Here is a 14,116-nt window from a genome sequence, read left to right on the forward strand (position 1 = left end):
TCCATTTTGCTTTTATTCGGCGCTTGTCGAACCCCTGACGATGAGGTCGAAGGGCATTTCGACGGCCGTGCCTGCACCAGTCCTTGCCCCGCACAGGCGATCCATCAGCGTCTGTGCGGCGCGTTCTCCCATTTGCCGTTGAAATTGTGCGACCGTCGTCAGCGTCGGGGTGACGAGCTTGGCGGCCGAGATGTCGTCGAAGCCAACGACGGCGATATCCTCGGGAATGCGGATGCCGCGCTCGCGAAGCGACTGCATGACCCCGATTGCCATCAGGTCGTTGGCGGCGAAGATGGCGGTTGGCTGGAACTCTCCACCGAGAATGCGTTCCGCGGCGCGGATGCCGCCCATTTCGGAGAATTCATCGTCGATGACGACATGATCGGTATGCCCGAACCTTGTAAGCGCCATGCGATAGCCTTCGATCCGGTGCGCCTGCGGGCCACCGCGACCGGCGACAAGCGCGATGCGCCTATGGCCGAGGCCGATCAGATATTCCGTCACCGCCTGCGCGGCCGCACGGCTGTCGACATAGATATCGTCCACCGGGATCTCGCCGCCGCGCTTCTTCGATGATTCAATTCGCACGACGGGAACACCCGCTTCGACCAGTGGACTGAAGTCCTTGGCCTTCAACGTGAAGAACACGCCGATCACGCCGTCGACGCGCCCCTGCCGCGCCCAATCGAGGAAGTGACGCTCACGCTCCGGCGTGCCATCCGTGTTGACGGTGATGACGTCGTAGCTCAGTCCGTCGGCGATCGATTGTATGCCGCGGATCAAGGACGGATAGAACGGGTTGGTGATGTCGGGCACGATGCAGGCGATGGTCATCGAGCGGCTCGTCTTGAGCGCCTGCGCGAAGCGGTTCGGTACATAACCGAGGTCTTTCGCGGCCTTGGTGATGCGTTCCCAGGTCTCGGCCGGGATCGATGCGCCGCCGCCACTCAAAACCATGGAAACGGTGGCCTGGGAAACCCCCGCCGCCTTTGCCACATCCTTCTGCGTTGCTCGGCCGTTCGTCATTGATCGCCTAGTTATACGTATTAGTGATACGTATCAATAAACACCAGGATTGCCGGTTGTCAAGCGAGAGTTCGGATGTGGCACCCTGGGATCAGCGTGCCACGGTTGGGGCTGTTATTCAGAAAATGGACAGGCGGCCGCGCCCCTTTTGCCGCAGAGGGCGAGGATGATGCACGGCCGCGCGAACCGCATCAGGGCTGCTGCGCGCCCGCCAGATGCTTGCGGAAGAAGGCGAGCATGGCGTCATTGAGCTCCTTGTGGAATTCGGCGCGATCGAAGCCCGGTCCATCGGCACAGATGACTGGCGCGGATTTCGCCAGTTCGGCTGGGCAGGGAGGCAGAAAGTCGAAGTGCTGGGAATTTGGCACGGCATGAAATTCGGGCTTTATCGGCAGTTCGCTGGCTATGTCGACGACGCTTTCCGGCGTCAAGCCGTCGCCGCCACGCTCCGAGCCCCAAAGCTGGACGGGCACCTTCACGGACTTGAAGCTCTCGGGCGTGAAGAAGATGCTGAGCGGGTCGGCGATCACGGCGGCCTTGATGCGTGGATCATGGGCGAGGTCAGGGAGCTCTCCCTTGTGGACCTGATCGCAAAGCGGGCTATCGTTGCCCTCGCACATCCTCAGGTGCTTGCCGAAATGCGGGTTGGCGCCGATGGCGATCAACGCGGTATATCCGCCGCGCGAGAAACCGAACATGCCGATGTGCCCCGTGTCGATCTTTGCCGAGTCCGGCCATGGGCCGAGCATGAAATCGATCGCTCGCTTGATGTCGGCCGGCCGCTCGACGAAGACCGAGAAGTCGTCAGTGCGGCTCTTGTCCAACGCGGTGTCGCCGGGATGATTGATGGCGACGACGACAAAGCCGGCATCCGCCAGTGTCTGGGCCGTGTCGCTGTGACCGACAAACGTACCGCCTCTGCCATGCGAGATGACGACAAGCGGCAACTTGTTACCCGCGACCGGACAATCCTTGGCGACAGACATGACGAAGGGGCCGAGTTTCACCTCACTTGTCGGCCGGACGCAGGGATACCAGACCCCTCCGCTCAGCGCCGGGAGCCGGCCATCGGCGGGAATCTGGATGAATTGGAAGCCGGCGGCATGCGCCAGCGAGGTCGTAAAACATAGAAAGACGGCAAGGATGAAGCTCAGGCGGATCATGTGATCGCTCCGTTAGCGAGAAGTGCTCATCGGTAGGCTCGGCATCGCACCCGCAACGATCGGAGGCTGCCATCAGCGACCACCTCGGAATTGCTTGCGGCCATTTCGGGAGGCCGAACTGCTACCTTGCATAAACAGATAGCTTGTTATATACATACTGTAAATCCGAGGCATTCATGACCGACTCGATCCAAGTTCAATTGCGAAAGGGCGCCCTTGATCTATGCGTCCTGGCCGTGCTGTCGCGGGGCGAAAGCTATGGCTATGAAATCGCCAGCACCCTGGTCGCGGCCGTCGGCATGGGGGAAGGCACGATCTATCCTCTGATGCGCCGGATGCAGAATGACGGCCTGGTGGCCACCCGTATCGTCGAGTCGACCAACGGGCCGCCGCGGAAATATTACCGGCTCACGCCGCTGGGCCAGACGGTTTTCGAAGCTCATCGCCGCGACTGGCGCTCCTTTGCGGATGCAGTCGATAAACTTCTTGAGGATTTGCCATGACCAGGGACGCCTTCTTGCGCACGCTGAGACTGGGGCTTGCCGGTCTGCCGCCTCAAGAGATCGAGGATATTATTGCGGACTACGCCGCCCATTTCGCCGAATCCGACGCTTCGGGCCGGAGCGAGCAGGACGTCGCCGCTGCGTTGGGCGACCCGGCCAGAATTGCCAGGGAATTGCGCGCCGAAGCGGGGCTGCGTCGTTTCGAGGCCCATTGGAGCGTGTCGAACCTGCTGGCGGCCGCGATGGCGCTGGCCGGCCTTGCGATCGTCGACATCCTTTTCCTGCTGCCGCTGCTGATCGTCACGATCTTCATTGCAGTCGGCCTGGCGATCGCGTTGGCGGCCATCGGCGCGGTCGGTGTGAAGATCATCTTCACCACATTGCTGTTCCACCTTGGCGGGCCGATGATTGGAACAATAGCCCACTTGCTCATCGGGGCTGGACTTGTGAGTTGCCTGCTCGGCGGCGGCGCTTTGCTGTTGATGGGACTGGGCGCGGGCATACGAATGCTCGGCCATTATGCCCGGCTGCATTTCCGCCTGGCCCAACCGGACCAAACAGCGTTTGAACATTTCATCACATTGCGTTGAAGGAGCTGGACAATGATTGGCAAGTTGGCATTCGTCGCGACAGCGGGATCGATCAGTGCAATCGTCTTTCTGGCGCTGGGTATCGGGCTTTCCGGTCGGGATTGGGCCGACGCAAGGCATTTGTGGGGTGCAAGGCAATCCAGCTGCGGATCAGCCACATCCACCGGCCAGCAGGTTACCCTGCCTTTCACCGCCACCGACAATCTGGTGATCGATCTGCCGGCTTCGGTCCGCTATCAGCCGGGGGACAAGGCGGAAGCTGTCGTGAGCGGCGATCCAGCGCTTATCGACCATGTGCGGATGGAAGGCGGCAGGTTGAGCTTGGATTGCGATCCGGGCTGGCTTGAATCTCAGCTCAATGTCAGCCTGTCGGGGCCGGCGATATCAAACTGGAAACTGCTCGGCAGCGGCGATCTTACCTTGTCGCAGATCAATCAGCCGCAGCTGCGGCTGAGCATCCGGGGAAGCGGCAGCGTTGCCGCCACCGGAACCGCCGATACGGTCGGCCTGAACATCTCCGGCTCGGGCGCGGCGCGGCTCAAGGACCTGACTGCCAAATCCGTGCAGATAGACATTCGGGGCAGCGGCGACGCGCAAATGACCGCTCAGGCGGATGCGGACGTTTCGATTTCCGGAAGCGGCAATGTCGAGCTGTTCGGGCGCCCGATCCTGCGGCGTTCGGAAATCAGAGGCAGTGGCCGCATCGTGCAGGTGCCGTAGCCTCGGCTGACCGATTATAGGCCCTGAGGCACCCGTCGGGACTATCCAATTAGCGCACTACTATCCGCTAAGCGACAGAAAAGCGGAATATTCGGTAGTGGCGCTCGCTTTGGCTCAATCTCATCCCAGCTTCCGAAGGCCGCAGCCACCGCGAGGCGCCGTGATCATGCGGCTCTCAAGCGAGACCTGGGGACATATATGCGCGTTTCTCACTCGATCGATCAGTGTCGAAGCGTGTGCGGCAAGCGACTGGATGCGTGACAGAAACCAGCGGGGTTTTGGATTTTGGAGTCGAGTGTTCGAAAATTTGTGTTTCGCGATCTTCAGAGAATCGATGGCTATATCGATCCGCCTGACGCCCTTGTCTTCCTGTCGTTAATCGGAAGGCAAAGGCAAGAGAATCTGCTCGGCGGCCTTGCGGAAATCGGCGTCTATTATGGGCGCTCTTATTTTCTGCTGCGCAAGATCAGTGCGCCTAACAGTAACGTACTTGCCATCGACCTCTTCGACATCGAAGAGGATGATGCGCAATATCAGCGCTTTCTCGATAATGGCAGATCGCTGGGCATCCCTGTCGACGAAGAGCTCGTCATCTCCGGCGACAGCACCAGGCTCGATCCGCAAGCCATCATCGACAAGATCGGTCAGGTCCGCTTCTTCAGCATCGATGGCGGGCATCTGCTCCGCCACGTGCTTGCCGACAGCCATCTGGCCGAAAGCGTGCTGGCCGATCACGGCATCATTGCCTTCGACGACACGTTCAACCCTGCCTGGCCGGAGGTGACAATCGGCGTCTCGGATTTCCTGCGGAGAAACAGCGGCACATTTTCTGCCTTCTGCATGACGAAGTACAAGACCTATGTCTGTCGGCGGGATTTTCATGATTTCTATCAGGCTGCAATCAGCGAGGCGCTACATCTCAAGCCCTTCGAGCACGCGGAGATGGATTTCCTCGGCTCGAAGGTGATCCGGCTGCACAATCCCCTCAACCGCCGGGTTGCCTATGAGCTCCTGCAGCGACTGGGCATGAGCGCGCTATCCGAATGGGCCTATCGCAACGGCTGAATGCGGGCCAGTGTATAGGCAACGGCTAACTATCCCGCAGCAGCGCGAACAAGGTCGCGATCTCCGTGCCGTCTGGGTGTAGCAGACGGCAGGCGACGCCGGTATCGTCAGGTCTCACGACGCTCAACTCGATGGTGATAGCGTCCCCAGCTCGGATATTCCCTTTGAGGAAAACGTCTCGCCGCACGACCTCCAGGCGTTGCTCTGGAAACCACGCTTCCAGCGCTCGTGTCATGAGCGCCTGAAATTCCGCGAAATAGAAGAGACCGGCGCCATTGAACTCCTCTGCCATGGATGGCTTGAACCTGAAACTCTTCAGGTGCCGCCCGGTCGCAGGCGCCATGCCGAGATGCGTTTCCGCCGTGTCGCGGCGAAAGGCGGCGGCCGTGGCGGCAAGCTCGCTTGTCGCAAGCATATCGCCTTTGCTGCGAGCATGTTCGACGCGCACCAGAGAGCGATTGTCGCCTTCGATGCCGCGTCGGACGAAGGCGGAGATCAGCTCGACGTCCGCGATGCCGCGGCCACCAATGCTGAGATGATGCCGGCTCGAATATTGGGTCCGCGAGATCCGGTGCAGGGACGAGCGAATGGCCAGAACATCGTTGGCGCGCGCAAGCCGCAGCGTCGCGCCGGTCAGGGATGTCGCACAGATCGAGGCATAGACCTCGCGGCCGTCAGCGGTGCGGAAATCCGCATTGTCCATGCCGAGATGCCGCGCCAGCATCAGCCAGTGCCGGTGGCCCAGTTCCTTCATGAGCCAGGTCTCGGACAGTCCGGCCGGTGTCAGATGCGGCATGCCGAGAAGGACATATGGATCGAGCGCGCGCTCCATCAGCGCGCGTGCTGAGGGCGTCTGCGGCTGGGCATCGAGGACGGCGATGGTCATGATCAGCGCCCGGCCGCTTGTCTGAGGACCGGCTGGCTGCCTTCGAGGTATCCGGCGAGATGATCGACGATATGCTCCGCATCCTTGCCGACGGCAAGAAGGCGCCCGGACCCCCAGGTCCAGAGCCAGGGTAGACCGAGCACATAGACGCCGCCGATGCCGGTGACCCCGCGCCGTTGCACGGGATAACCCGTGCCGTCGAAGATCGGCAGACCGACATAGGACCAGTCGGGGTCGAAACCCGTCGCCCAGATGACCGACGTCACCCCTTCGGCCGCAAAGTCGAGTTCGCTCGGCTCGGTTGGCGGCTCCCAGAGCGGCGTGTAGACGCTGGCTGGCGGCGCATCGATGGCTTTTTCGGCGATATAGCGATCGATCAGCCCGTTGATGCCGTTATAGACCCGGTCGGCATTATCCAGATTGGCCTTCAGGTTCGGCGCAAAGAGCATTTTTCCACCGGAGATAGCTTCCATACGGCCGTAGAGCGACATGCCTTCCAGCGCGAATTTCCGCAGATCGATATCCCGTCCGCCGTCTCGGCCGGTCAGGTAGTGGTTGGTATCGTGCTTCTTCTTGGTCATTCCGTCATGTTCGACCGTGATGTCGTATTGGCCGACATCCGCGAGCCAGTCCACCACGTCACGGCCGCGATAGAAGCGGGCGCAGCGCGGGGCGTTGCCCGTCACCATATGCACCTTGCGGCCGGCAAGATGCAGGTCTTCGGCGATCTGGCAGCCGGATTGACCGGAGCCGACGACGATGACCGAGCCCGCCGGCAATTGCCGGGGATTGCGGTAGTCGACGGTATGGATCTGCTGGATATCGTCCGGGAGGCGTTCGGCAGCCCGCGGGGTCGCCGGCCGGCTGTAAAGGCTGGTCGAGAGCACGACGCAATCCGCGGTGACCGTGCCGGCAGAGCTTTCCACCTTGAAGACGCCATCAGCCTTTTCGAGCAGGCTGACCGTCGTGCCTTCAAGCACCGGCGCATCCACCTTTTTGATGAAACGGTCGACATAGGCGATGATCTCGTCCTTGATCATGAAGCCGTGTGGGTCGTCGCCGTCATAGGGATGGTCGGGAAGCTGGCATTGCCAGTTCGGCGTCACCAGGCAGAAAGCGTCCCAGCGCTCATCTTTCCATTTGTGGGCGACGGTCTTCTTCTCGAAGACGACGTGATCGATGCCGTGCTTTTTCAGATAATGGCTGGCCGAAAGTCCGGCCTGTCCGCCGCCGATGACGACGGCACTATAATGCGGCTTGAGCGGGAAGGTCATGGCTGGTTCCTTTCAGAGAATGAAGTTTTGGCAGCGGACGCGCGCATCGGCGTCATCGAGAAAAAGCGCTCCGGCCGCTTCGAGGCGGGCGAGCTGGTTGCGTGCGAGCGAACATGGATAGCCGTATTTCGCCTCGACCCGATCGCTGGCGATCGTCAGTGCCTTGCGGCTGCGGTCGAGGAAATCGCGGATCGGATAGGCGCCGCCTTCCTCGAAAAAATCCCGGATGATCAGCGAGGGCGAATAGCAGGTCTCTTCGCGGCCGTCGGGCCAGGCAATGACGAAACGCATCTCAGGCATGGGCGCTCTCCTTCAATGCCGCATAGGCGGCAAGATGCGCTTCTCCAACGCGCCGCCAGCTGAAGCGACTGGCGACTTCCAAGCCGCGCGCGATGACGCGGTTGCGGATCTCCGGGATCAGAGCGAGCGCCATGGCCTCGGCGATCGACGCCGAATGTTTAGGATCGCACCAGATCGCGTCATCGCCCGAGAGATATTCAGTAAAAGGAGGGATTGAGGAGACGACGACGGGTACGCCGCTTGCCATCGCTTCCAGCACGACCAGGCCGAACCCTTCCTTCAACGAGGGAAAGACAAGCGCGTCGGCCAGCCTGTAGAGATTGGCCATGTCCTCGTCGGCAACCGGGCCGATCACATGGACAGCGGCGGCGTGATCGCGCAGCAGCGCGAGCTCGGAGCGGAACTCGTCCTGATAGCCGCTGTGGTCGAGCAGCGAGGCGCCTCCTGCGATGACGAGCCGCGCATCGGGCTGGACGGCGCGAAGCTGCCGGAAGGCGTCGAGGATGCCGATCGTGTTCTTGCGTGCCTCGATGCCGCCGATGCTGAGGAAGGTCGGGCCTGGCGGCAGGTTCAGGCGGTCGCGCAGGGCCGCCTGTTCACCGCTCCAGCCGGGGGCGAAGCGTTCGCTATCGACGCCGTTGCCGACGACCGTCGCTTCGATCCCGCGGCCCTTGAGAATGCGCTGCCATGCGGCGCTGACGGTGAAGAAAAGGTGAGCCTTGTCGATGGAACGATCCTGCAGCGCCATCAAACGCGGATCGGCAAACTGGTCGATGTGGTGGACGGTCCGCACAAAGGCGGGGATCAATCCACGCTCGTACAACGTCGCCAGCGCATTGCCGGAAATGCCATCATGGGCGTGGAAAATATCGAAACTGCGGGTCGTCGGCTTTTCGAAATAGCTGACATAGTCGGCGATCCTCTGCTCCACCATGCCCGTCATGTCGCCCGGCGCGGGGGCGACGGGGATGCATGCCGTGCTGCAGGCCGGCTTGCGAAAGAAACCGGTGCTTTTGGCATCCGGCGCATGCAGAACGACCTCGTGCCCAAGCGCAGTCAGGACTTCGGAAAGCTGCATCGCATGCACCACGCCGCCACGCGGATTGGTGGAGTGTGACAGCATGGCGATGCGCAGAGCGCGGGTCATGCGGCATCCTCCCGACGTCCAAGCCGCAGCAACGGCGTTTCGGCGTGGTCGCGAATGACGGCGCGCTCCGTGCCGTCGGTGATCGTCACTTCGCTGCCGGCGAGAACCTTGCCAATGGCGGCGGCGCTGATGCCGCGCTCGGTAAAGCGGCGGATGGCGCCCTCGGCCTTTCCGGGTGCGACCGAAAGCAGGTAGCCGAAGCTCGGAAAGGTCGCGAGCCATCGCTCCAGCGTCACGTCGGCCGGCAGTGGGATAGCTGACACGTCGATCTCGATGCCGACGCCGGAACATTCCGCCAGCATGATCGCCGTGCCGATGATGCCGCCCTGGCTGATGTCCTTGGCGGCGAGCGCCAATCCCGCCTCGGCAATCTGTGGCAGGATTTCCAGGTCGCCACGCAACCGCTGAGGCGGGGCATCCGTCGCCGCTTCCCAGTTGTTGAACGGCTCGCGGTAACGGCCGCGATGGTCGATAGCAGCGATGAGCACGTCGCCGGCCTTCGCGTCGAAGCTTGTCAGCAGCTTTTTTGCCCGCCCGAGAATGGCCGCGGACAGCTGGCTGCGGTCGGTGCGGATATTCGTATGGCCGCCGACGATCGGCACGCCAAAGGTTCTGGCCGCGGCGCGCATGCCCTCAAGCACCGGGGCCGCACTTCGCTCGCCATCGGACCAGACAGCATCGACGATGGCGATCGGACGTCCGCCCATCGCGGCAACATCGGAAATATTGACCATCACGCTGCACCAGCCGGCAAACCAGGGGTCGGCGGCCACGAATTCGTTCATGAAGCCTTCGATGGCAAACAGCAGATATCCGTCGCCATCCGGCAGCGCGGCGCAGTCATCACCGACGGCGACAGGCTGGCCGGCAAGTCCGAGGCTGGCTGTGACCGCGCCGATATCCGCCTTGGCAGCAATGCCGTTCGATGCGGCAAGCCGGCCAGCGAGTGACTTGATGTCGATCGCCGCCATGGTCAGGCCGCCTTCTTCGGCAGGGCGACGAATCCCGTTTCCGGCGTCGGGCAAGGAGGATACCAGGCAAGGTCGGCTTTCATCCTCAGATGCGGCTTGCCGTAGATCTCGAACTCCTCGATCACGTCCCAATGCAGGCGGCGGAACAGCAAGCCGTTCTGAACCTGCACATTGGCGAGGAAGGTGTGGCAGCCCATCGCATTGGCGGAGGAGACGGCGAGCCGGATGAGTGTTGCGCCGAGCGCGCCAATCTTGCGGAAATCCTCGTGAACCGCGAGCCGCGAGCCCCACCACAGACCGGGCTCGGCCTGATGAATGCGCACCGTGCCGACCAGCCTGTCGGCGACCGGCCCCATCATGGAGAGTGCTACGATCGGGATCGCATGATCGTCGATCGCGTCGCGATCGTCTCCTTTAAAAATTTTCTGCTCCCCGCAGAAGACGGAGCGGCGCAACGCATGCGCTTCCCGCCGCTCCCATGCGGATGTTGCGAACTTCACCTGGAATTCGCCGGCCTGGTAGGGTGCGAAGGGCTCGAAGATCATCTGGTCAGCATCCTTTCATAGGTGGAAAGGGCCGAGCAGGCGCCGCATTTGCCGCAGCCGGCCTTGATGTCGGTCGCCTTCAGTCCGCTTTCGACCAGCATTTTCGAGAGAGGGCCGAGGATCGAATGCATGAAATCCGGCTTGGGCGCCGGATGGCTTTCGAGTGGTGTGCCCGATATCGGCACGAACGGCACCACGAAGGGATAGACGCCGATTGCGACCAGCCTTTCGCAGATATCGAGAATGGCTTGGCTTGTATCCCCGAGGCCGGCGAGGATGTAGGTCGAGACCTGCCCACGCCCGAAGACCTCCACCGCAGCCTTGAAGGAGGACATGTATTTGCTGATCGGCACCTGCGCCTTGCCCGGCATGATGCGGGCGCGGATTTCGGGCGTTACCACCTCGAGATGCATGCCGAGCGCATCGATACCGGCCTCTTTCATGCGGGCAAACCAGGCGTCGTCTTCGGGCGGTTCGCATTGCGCCTGGATCGGCAGGTCGACGGCGGCCTTGATGGCGCGGGCGCTGTCGGCAAGGATTGCCGCGCCGCGATCCGGCCCTTTTGGCGTACCCGTCGTCATGACCATGTGCTTGACGCCGTCGAGCTCGACGGCCGCCTTGGCCACTTCCGCAAGCTGTTCCGGGGTCTTGTGGGCAATCGTGCGGCCGGCGGCCAGTGACTGGCCGATAGCGCAGAACTGACAGGTCTTCGTGCGGCTTTGATAGCGGATGCAGGTCTGCAGCACCGTGGTCGCGAGCACGTCGCGGCCGTGCAGCACGGCTATCTGCGAATAGGGAACGCCGTCGGCCGTCGATTGCTCGTAGAAGCGCGGGCGCAGCGGAAAGGAGACCTCGCCGAGCACGCGGCCGTCGCGACTGATGCGGCTCCTGCCGCTCTCGTCCGGTCGCTCGACGAGATAGGGGCTCTCGAAAGCCGGCGCCGTGTGCACGGGCACCATGACCGTCATGCCGTCGATCGTCATCGGCTTGTGGTCGGACGGGCCGGCGCCGCCACGGCGGCTTTCGTGGCCCGCTTTCGGATCAACCAGCCTGGCTCCGAACGACTGTAATTCGTTGATCAGGATTTCGGTCGGAAGACGCGTCGTCGTGTCCATCGGTATTGTTCCTTGCGGGTGCGATTTCGAAAGAATTGGGGGAGGCGACCATCGGCGCCGTGGCGCGGCTGTCGATGGCGAGATGCAGAAGTTCGGGGCGGGCGTAGTGGCCGACGGAATCCATCATCCGCTTGCGCTTGACGATCAGGCTCATGTCGAGATCGGCGATCAATATGCCTTCGCCCTCGGTGAGCGGCGGGGCGAGATGCCGGCCTTCGGGCGAGATGATCGCCGTCATGCAGCCGCCGCGCAGCGCCTTCTGCAGGGTCTGGTCGGGCGTGATCGAGACGATCTGCTCGTCGGTCAGCCAACCCGTGGCATTGACCACGAAGCATCCGCTTTCCAGCGCATGGTGGCGGATGGTCACTTCCATCTGCTCGGCAAAGATCGGCCCGACCATCGAACCCGGAAACTGAGCGATGTGGATTTCCTCGTGCTGGGCCATCAGCGCGTAGCGGGCGAGCGGATTGTAATGCTCCCAGCAGGCAAGCGCCCCGAGCCGCCCGATGCGGCTGTCGACGACCGTAAGGCCCGAGCCGTCGCCCTGGCCCCAGATCATCCGCTCATGGAAGGTCGGTGTGATCTTGCGGCGCTTCAGGATGAGCGTGCCGTCGGCATCGAAGAGGAGCTGGCCGTTATAGAGCGAGCCATGATCCCGCTCGTTGATGCCGAGCGCGACGACGATACCGTGCTCGCGGGCCGCGGCGGCGACCGCCTCCGTAGCAGCACTAGGCACGGTGACCGCCTCTTGATAGAGGCGCAGGTGTTCCTTGCCGGAGAGAACCGGCGGCAGCACGAATGAGAAATAGGGATACCAGGGAACGAATGTCTCCGGAAAGACGATGAGATCCGCACCTTTCGATGCGGCCTCCCGGATTGCTTCCAGAACCCGCGCGAGCGTCTTTTCCCGCGAGGTCAGGTCCGGCGCGATTTGCGCGGCGGCGGCGCGAACGATCGGTTTCTTCTCCATGGCGGACTCCATCGGTTGGGACGAGGGAGGCGAAGCGGCGCTCCGCCTCCGGCGGATCAGAGCGTCCAGGTGTCGAGGATGAAGGCGCCATCGCGGCGATGGATCAGGATGAGGTCGAGAACGTCGAGCGGGCTGATCGGCCTGATGCCCGGAATGAGCGAGGATTCGCCATGGCCGTAGAGCGCCTGGAGCGCGAACCGGCATGCATAGACCTTGCCGCCTTCCTCCATGAAGCCCTTGATCTGGTTGTTGAAGTTCAGATGGCCCGGGAAGGCTTCGGCTCCGAGCCTGGGAAAGCCGCGCTGCACGCCGAGCGTAACGCCCGGGCCGTAGAGAAGAACGGATGTTTCGAAGCCCTTTCGCTTCAGGCGCTTTGCCTGGAGCAGGTTCACAAGGCCGATCGAACCTTCGAAGGCAACGGTGTGGAAGGTGATGAGGGCTTTCTCACCCTCTTTGGCCTGAACGTCCTCGAAGACCTTCTCTTCGTAGTCGACGAGAAAATCTCCGTCAGCATGGGCGGGTGCGGTAATTGTGGGCATGAATGGCTCCTGTGTTTGAAGTCAGGCCCCGTCGCGGGGGTACAGCCAGTCAATTGCAAGCGCCGTGCCAATATCCGTTTTGCCTAAATTACAGTCAAACGAATGTAATATGCATTCAATTATGCGATCAATAATTTGATATATCTGACACATGGCCAAATATGGGGCAAAATCCTGCCAAAAATGAAACCTACCGTGCATCCAATGAATGCATACAATATGCAATCATTTGTGAGCGCGGCAGACGCGTTCACGTCAGGAAAGAGATTTCGATGAGATGCTAGCGCGCGGGATGGGATGGGCCAAGACTTGCCGCGCTACACCCCCCAGACGACGGACTCCTCATGGCGCTTGATAAGGTGCCTCAATGTCTCGAAGCCCGAGCGGACAAAGTCCGCGAACTGGTCGACCGCAGGAGAGCGCGGCGCATCGATACGTTTCAGGATGGAAAGAGCGCGCTCGGGGTGGGGAATGTTGATCGGCAGCGCGGTGATACTCTTGTCCTTGCGTTGGGCGAATACCACACTGTGCGGCATGACTGTCAGAGCGTCCGCAGCTTTCAGATAGTTGATCACCCCCATCAGCGACCCGCCGGAATAGCGGATCTTGATCTCGGTCGCGCCGAACGACAGGAGCAGCGCGCGCAGGTCGGCCAGCAGCGGGCTGCCCGGCGGCGGGGCGACCCAAGGATAGTCAAGAAGCTGTGCCGGCTGAAGTTTTCTTTTCAGCAGCAGAGGATGGGTTACCCTGCAGGCGATGACGTTGCGACCGGGCAAAATCTGCTGGAATTCCAGCCCCGAGCCTTCATCAAGAATATCGATGGGGCAGATGGCGAGGTCGATCTGGTCGGCCTTGAGGGCAGCTCTGAGATCGGCAAAATAGCCGTAGGACTGCTCTATCCGCACATCCGGATGCGTCGTCTGGAATTCGGCGCATAGTCCGGCGATCAGCGCATCCATGAAGAAAGGGGTCCCTCCGACGCGGACGACGCCGCTCTTGCCGACGCGGAAGCTCTCTACCAAATCCGTCGCCTTGCGGGAGGCCGCCAGCATGACCAAGCCGTATTCGGCGAGCGACGATCCAAGCGCCGTCGGCTGCAGCGGTCGCCTGCCCTTGATGAAGAGCGGCTCTCCCAATCGTTGCTCCAGCATCGAAAGCGTGCGCGACACGGCCGGTTGGGCAAGGCCCAGAAGGGCCGCGCCTTCGGTGACGCCGCCGGTTTTAACCACAGCGGCAAGCTGGATAAGGTGGCGTTCGTCGATCTTCATAACAATCCGTTATATTATAGCGGAAAGAAATCAT

Annotated in this window: 16 protein-coding genes; 4 read left to right on the plus strand and 12 right to left on the minus strand. The window is 61.9% G+C overall.

Translation table 11 applies throughout. The features are described from left to right. Positions 1-12 precede the first annotated feature (12 nt). Positions 13-1,026 carry a LacI family DNA-binding transcriptional regulator gene (locus JTP94_RS02545; protein ID WP_204848978.1) on the minus strand — a complete coding sequence of 338 codons (1,014 nt, stop codon included), beginning with the start codon at positions 1,024-1,026 and terminating at the stop codon, positions 13-15. A 191-nt stretch (positions 1,027-1,217) separates the two neighbouring features. Beyond that, positions 1,218-2,189: a dienelactone hydrolase gene (locus JTP94_RS02550; protein ID WP_204848979.1), complete on the minus strand. Its 972-nt coding sequence runs from the start codon at positions 2,187-2,189 to the stop codon at positions 1,218-1,220. A gap of 176 nt (positions 2,190-2,365) precedes the next feature. Between JTP94_RS02550 and JTP94_RS02555 the strand changes: the two genes are divergently transcribed. The 4 genes from JTP94_RS02555 to JTP94_RS02570 all read left to right on the plus strand — a co-directional run bounded on the left by JTP94_RS02555 (position 2,366) and on the right by JTP94_RS02570 (position 5,067). Then, complete coding sequence (locus JTP94_RS02555) at positions 2,366-2,692, plus strand: PadR family transcriptional regulator (RefSeq protein WP_204848980.1); 327 nt, start codon at positions 2,366-2,368, stop codon at positions 2,690-2,692. Continuing rightward, positions 2,689-3,282, plus strand: coding sequence for a DUF1700 domain-containing protein (locus JTP94_RS02560; protein WP_204848981.1), 594 nt, complete (start codon positions 2,689-2,691; stop codon positions 3,280-3,282). Before JTP94_RS02555 ends, JTP94_RS02560 begins: the two co-directional genes overlap by 4 nt. Positions 3,283-3,294: 12 nt before the next feature. Then, on the plus strand, positions 3,295-4,002 hold the full coding sequence (locus tag JTP94_RS02565) for a GIN domain-containing protein (RefSeq protein ID WP_204848982.1): 708 nt from the start codon (positions 3,295-3,297) through the stop codon (positions 4,000-4,002). 285 nt (positions 4,003-4,287) lie between these two features. Further along, positions 4,288-5,067 (plus strand): class I SAM-dependent methyltransferase, encoded by a 780-nt coding sequence (locus JTP94_RS02570; protein ID WP_204848983.1) that lies wholly within the window; start codon positions 4,288-4,290, stop codon positions 5,065-5,067. Between the two features lie 25 nt (positions 5,068-5,092). Here the strand turns inward: JTP94_RS02570 and JTP94_RS02575 are convergent, their stop codons facing one another. From JTP94_RS02575 to JTP94_RS02620, 10 genes are all read right to left on the minus strand, one after another. Beyond that, the gene (locus JTP94_RS02575) at positions 5,093-5,953 is read right to left on the minus strand and encodes a Pnap_2097 family protein (protein ID WP_246754623.1); all 861 of its coding nucleotides are present in this window, start codon (positions 5,951-5,953) and stop codon (positions 5,093-5,095) included. A 2-nt stretch (positions 5,954-5,955) separates the two neighbouring features. Continuing rightward, on the minus strand, positions 5,956-7,227 hold the full coding sequence (locus tag JTP94_RS02580) for an MSMEG_0569 family flavin-dependent oxidoreductase (protein WP_204848984.1): 1,272 nt from the start codon (positions 7,225-7,227) through the stop codon (positions 5,956-5,958). 12 nt (positions 7,228-7,239) lie between these two features. Beyond that, the gene (locus JTP94_RS02585; protein WP_204848985.1) at positions 7,240-7,527 is read right to left on the minus strand and encodes an MSMEG_0570 family nitrogen starvation response protein; all 288 of its coding nucleotides are present in this window, start codon (positions 7,525-7,527) and stop codon (positions 7,240-7,242) included. After that, the gene (locus tag JTP94_RS02590) at positions 7,520-8,674 is read right to left on the minus strand and encodes an MSMEG_0565 family glycosyltransferase (protein WP_204848986.1); all 1,155 of its coding nucleotides are present in this window, start codon (positions 8,672-8,674) and stop codon (positions 7,520-7,522) included. Before JTP94_RS02590 ends, JTP94_RS02585 begins: the two co-directional genes overlap by 8 nt. Then, positions 8,671-9,645 carry a sll0787 family AIR synthase-like protein gene (locus tag JTP94_RS02595; RefSeq protein WP_204848987.1) on the minus strand — a complete coding sequence of 325 codons (975 nt, stop codon included), beginning with the start codon at positions 9,643-9,645 and terminating at the stop codon, positions 8,671-8,673. The genes JTP94_RS02590 and JTP94_RS02595 overlap by 4 nt, the downstream gene beginning before the upstream one ends. 2 nt (positions 9,646-9,647) lie before the next feature. Next, complete coding sequence (locus JTP94_RS02600; RefSeq protein ID WP_204848988.1) at positions 9,648-10,190, minus strand: MSMEG_0567/Sll0786 family nitrogen starvation N-acetyltransferase; 543 nt, start codon at positions 10,188-10,190, stop codon at positions 9,648-9,650. Next, entirely contained in the window at positions 10,187-11,305 is a 1,119-nt protein-coding gene (locus JTP94_RS02605; protein WP_204848989.1) for an MSMEG_0568 family radical SAM protein, read from the minus strand. Before JTP94_RS02605 ends, JTP94_RS02600 begins: the two co-directional genes overlap by 4 nt. After that, positions 11,232-12,275: a Nit6803 family nitrilase gene (locus JTP94_RS02610; protein ID WP_204848990.1), complete on the minus strand. Its 1,044-nt coding sequence runs from the start codon at positions 12,273-12,275 to the stop codon at positions 11,232-11,234. The genes JTP94_RS02605 and JTP94_RS02610 overlap by 74 nt, the downstream gene beginning before the upstream one ends. 56 nt (positions 12,276-12,331) lie before the next feature. Next, positions 12,332-12,814, minus strand: a complete 483-nt coding sequence (locus tag JTP94_RS02615) for an MSMEG_0572/Sll0783 family nitrogen starvation response protein (protein ID WP_037193052.1) — start codon at positions 12,812-12,814, stop codon at positions 12,332-12,334. A 317-nt stretch (positions 12,815-13,131) separates the two neighbouring features. Further along, positions 13,132-14,082, minus strand: coding sequence for a LysR family transcriptional regulator (locus JTP94_RS02620; RefSeq protein ID WP_204848991.1), 951 nt, complete (start codon positions 14,080-14,082; stop codon positions 13,132-13,134). Between the last annotated feature and the right edge of the window lie 34 nt (positions 14,083-14,116).

It is taken from the genome of Martinezella lusitana (assembly GCF_016901135.1).
Classification (GTDB): domain Bacteria; phylum Pseudomonadota; class Alphaproteobacteria; order Rhizobiales; family Rhizobiaceae; genus Rhizobium; species Rhizobium lusitanum_D.

Coding starts and splice junctions, on each gene's coding strand:
- JTP94_RS02580 (WP_204848984.1), bottom strand. CDS start 7,227: ATGACCTTCCCGCTCAAGCCGCATTATAGTGCCGTCGTCATCGGCGGC.
- JTP94_RS02565 (WP_204848982.1), top strand. CDS start 3,295: ATGATTGGCAAGTTGGCATTCGTCGCGACAGCGGGATCGATCAGTGCA.
- JTP94_RS02550 (WP_204848979.1), bottom strand. CDS start 2,189: ATGATCCGCCTGAGCTTCATCCTTGCCGTCTTTCTATGTTTTACGACC.
- JTP94_RS02620 (WP_204848991.1), bottom strand. CDS start 14,082: ATGAAGATCGACGAACGCCACCTTATCCAGCTTGCCGCTGTGGTTAAA.
- JTP94_RS02610 (WP_204848990.1), bottom strand. CDS start 12,275: ATGGAGAAGAAACCGATCGTTCGCGCCGCCGCCGCGCAAATCGCGCCG.
- JTP94_RS02585 (WP_204848985.1), bottom strand. CDS start 7,527: ATGCCTGAGATGCGTTTCGTCATTGCCTGGCCCGACGGCCGCGAAGAG.
- JTP94_RS02615 (WP_037193052.1), bottom strand. CDS start 12,814: ATGCCCACAATTACCGCACCCGCCCATGCTGACGGAGATTTTCTCGTC.
- JTP94_RS02590 (WP_204848986.1), bottom strand. CDS start 8,674: ATGACCCGCGCTCTGCGCATCGCCATGCTGTCACACTCCACCAATCCG.
- JTP94_RS02605 (WP_204848989.1), bottom strand. CDS start 11,305: ATGGACACGACGACGCGTCTTCCGACCGAAATCCTGATCAACGAATTA.
- JTP94_RS02600 (WP_204848988.1), bottom strand. CDS start 10,190: ATGATCTTCGAGCCCTTCGCACCCTACCAGGCCGGCGAATTCCAGGTG.
- JTP94_RS02555 (WP_204848980.1), top strand. CDS start 2,366: ATGACCGACTCGATCCAAGTTCAATTGCGAAAGGGCGCCCTTGATCTA.
- JTP94_RS02545 (WP_204848978.1), bottom strand. CDS start 1,026: ATGACGAACGGCCGAGCAACGCAGAAGGATGTGGCAAAGGCGGCGGGG.
- JTP94_RS02560 (WP_204848981.1), top strand. CDS start 2,689: ATGACCAGGGACGCCTTCTTGCGCACGCTGAGACTGGGGCTTGCCGGT.
- JTP94_RS02595 (WP_204848987.1), bottom strand. CDS start 9,645: ATGGCGGCGATCGACATCAAGTCACTCGCTGGCCGGCTTGCCGCATCG.
- JTP94_RS02575 (WP_246754623.1), bottom strand. CDS start 5,953: ATGACCATCGCCGTCCTCGATGCCCAGCCGCAGACGCCCTCAGCACGC.